Origin of the sequence: Nostoc sp. UCD121, assembly GCF_014222285.1 — a bacterium.
Classification (GTDB): domain Bacteria; phylum Cyanobacteriota; class Cyanobacteriia; order Cyanobacteriales; family Nostocaceae; genus Nostoc.
In genome coordinates, this window is sequence record NZ_JACKZS010000411.1 from 1 (window position 1) to 2,596 (window position 2,596).

Annotated in this window: 2 protein-coding genes; both read right to left on the reverse strand. The window is 42.4% G+C overall.

All coding sequences use genetic code 11. The features are described from left to right. Nucleotides 1-467: 467 nt before the first annotated feature. Nucleotides 468-1,139 (reverse strand): response regulator transcription factor, encoded by a 672-nt coding sequence (locus GNF10_RS36350; RefSeq protein ID WP_185584652.1) that lies wholly within the window; start codon nt 1,137-1,139, stop codon nt 468-470. A 224-nt stretch (nt 1,140-1,363) separates the two neighbouring features. Continuing rightward, nucleotides 1,364-2,596: hypothetical protein (locus tag GNF10_RS36355; RefSeq protein ID WP_185607464.1), on the reverse strand; the 1,233-nt coding region annotated here is incomplete at its 5' end.

The following is a 2,596-nucleotide window of genomic DNA, read 5'->3' on the forward strand; positions in this document are numbered from 1 at the left end:
CCCTTGTAAAGCAGTGACAGGAGACGGGAAAAGCTGGGATGAAGAGAGCATTGTAGTAGGTATCGGAGAACATACAGATGAAAATGGCAATAAAACGTTTGGATATAGCTTTGGAAGGGCTTACAACTTATTTTATGATGGCCCTTTTGTTATACCTAAATAATGTAATCATTTATAATTGAATCGGCTCACACTTTCAATAAATTAATTAACAGTGAAGGGCTAAGTATCAAAAGAAATCGGCTGACCGTTGAAATGATTGTAAACAGTCGCTTCAACTCCTCCGAACTGAACCGTTGACCCTTGACTTTAAAGTTGGGCTGTATCTCAATAATGACTGCCGATGTTCTCCCTGTGCGTTGGAGGAATTGCAACAACGATTGGGCTAGTTAGGGATATAGAGATTTTGTACAAAAATAAACCCCACCAATATCCAACTTAATCCTTTCGCTCTCCTCACCGATAAATCATTCATTCACAATCAAGTTATAGTCAATATAACCAAGCATCGCCCCTCTTTTGATAGCCTCATAACGGTTCTTGACGTGCCATTTACTGTACAAATCACTGGCATAATTTTTGACTGTACTAACAGAGAGAAACATTTCTTTGGCAATCTGTTCAAAAATCAAACCCTGAGCCAGTAAACGCAGCACTTGTATTTGTCGCTCGGTGGGAGGTTCAAACAAGTTTTTGTCAGCAAAACTAGGGTCGATATATCTGTTGTGATAAAGGCTTTCTAACAGTTTTTTAGCCAGCTTGGGGTCGAGTAGACATTCATCAGAGTAAGCTCTTTTGATGGCTAGTTCAATCAATTCTATATCAGCACTCTTGAGCATATAAGAATCAGCCCCATGACGGAAAGCTGAGTTAATAAAGTCGGAATGAGTCTGATTAGTAAATATCACTACTTTACTATTAGTATTCCTTTTAATTGAACGAGTCAGTTCTAAACCACTCATATCGGGTAAGAGTAAATCAACTAACGCAACATCAGGGTTGGTCTGTTCAATTAACTGAAAACCTATCTTTCCAGAAGTGGCTGATGCTGTAACTTCTATATCAGGAGATTGTTCAATAGCACCTTTGATGCCTAAGAGAGTGAATGTTTCTGGTTCAACAATTACTATTTTCAGCATGATTTGATTAATCCTCTAATAATAAATGGCTGTTTATGAGGTTATTTGTTATTGGTGTCTAGCGGACACGCTTAAGACACTTGGTGTCTGGGTGGTGTCTAGTGTAGTGTCTTCTGGTGTCTAAGCTGTATAAGGCTTTCAAGCTTTAGTGTCTGTGGTGTCTAGTGTCCGATGTCCGCAAAAAAAGGGGGTTTTTGGGAGCAGACACCAGCCACTAAAGGGGACTAAATTTGATTGAGTCTGATAACACCCTCACCTATCCAGTCAGCCATACCTGCCCCAACAATTTCATACATCCAGCCCTTGATTTGCTCCACAGTAAATCTCTCACCAGCCACTTTAAAGTTGCCCTTGAACTCTCTTACATCAGCTTCAATTCGTTCAGTTCTGGTGAGATATTCATACAGCTTTTGCGCCATTGGTGATAGTTTCTTAGGTTCATGTTGGGTATCACCTACTTTGTTACCAAGATTGAATTCCAGTTCATAAATGCGCTCTAAAGTAGCTTTATCGATGGTTGCCGATTCATCACTGGTCAAAGGTTTATCAAGCCTAAAATCAATTCGTTTGTGGTCAAGTTTAGGCAGTTCAATATCAATCCATTGCCCATGCCCAGGTAATTTAATTGCTCCTTTACCGCTAGCTTTAGCTTCTGTGGTGATTGGGTCAATAGTTGCGATTAGTTCTACTTCTAACAGTGCCGCATCCCGAAGTTTTGATAGTCCTTTGGCTTTGGCTAAAATCTCCATTGTGCGGTCGTGAGCTACGAACAAAGGAATCATTAATTGTTTGCGAGATTCGGTCATGGCACAGCGAAACCATTTACCAATAAAATCAGGGTCGGGCTTCCATTTTTCATCCTCACAATCGTCTGGCATTGGCTCAACAATGTTATCCGTCCAGGTCGTAAATTCTTCACAGATAACTGATAGCATCTTGCCCGACGCTCTTAGGTTCTCCGTCCATTGTTCTTCAGTCAATCCGCTCTTGCGGTAATCTTCATAGCGCTGGCGCATTTCATCCATGTACCATTGCATGAATTCGGCTATTTCTTTGTAGCCGGTAATCAGCCGCACACCTCGCCATTCGACCTGTGTGCCGTGCGGGTCAAGCGCTACGATGTTCCATCCGGCTTGTACTTTCTTCCAAATAATTTCTCTAGTAGTCCAGGATTTCCCCGCACCCATGCCACCAAAGATTAAAGTGGGGTAGCCGATGGTGTTGTTGATCCAGCGATATTTGTCAGTGGGAGCGATTGCCGGCTGTTCTCCCCCAGTAACCTTGTCGTTGGGGTCAATCGTCCCTTGTAAAGTCTGACTCCCTTGCAGATAGGGCGTTTTCATCTCCCGCAACTGCTTAATATACTCTGCTTTCTGTTCTTCGGTCATCCCCGCCGTTTGCGCCTCAAAAATGGCATCAGTTGCCTCCATTTGGGTAACTTCAATTTCCGTGTGGGC

Bases quoted from the DNA above. Each gene is read 5' to 3' on its own strand.
- GNF10_RS36350 (WP_185584652.1), bottom strand. From the start codon at position 1,139: ATGCTGAAAATAGTAATTGTTGAACCAGAAACATTCACTCTCTTAGGC.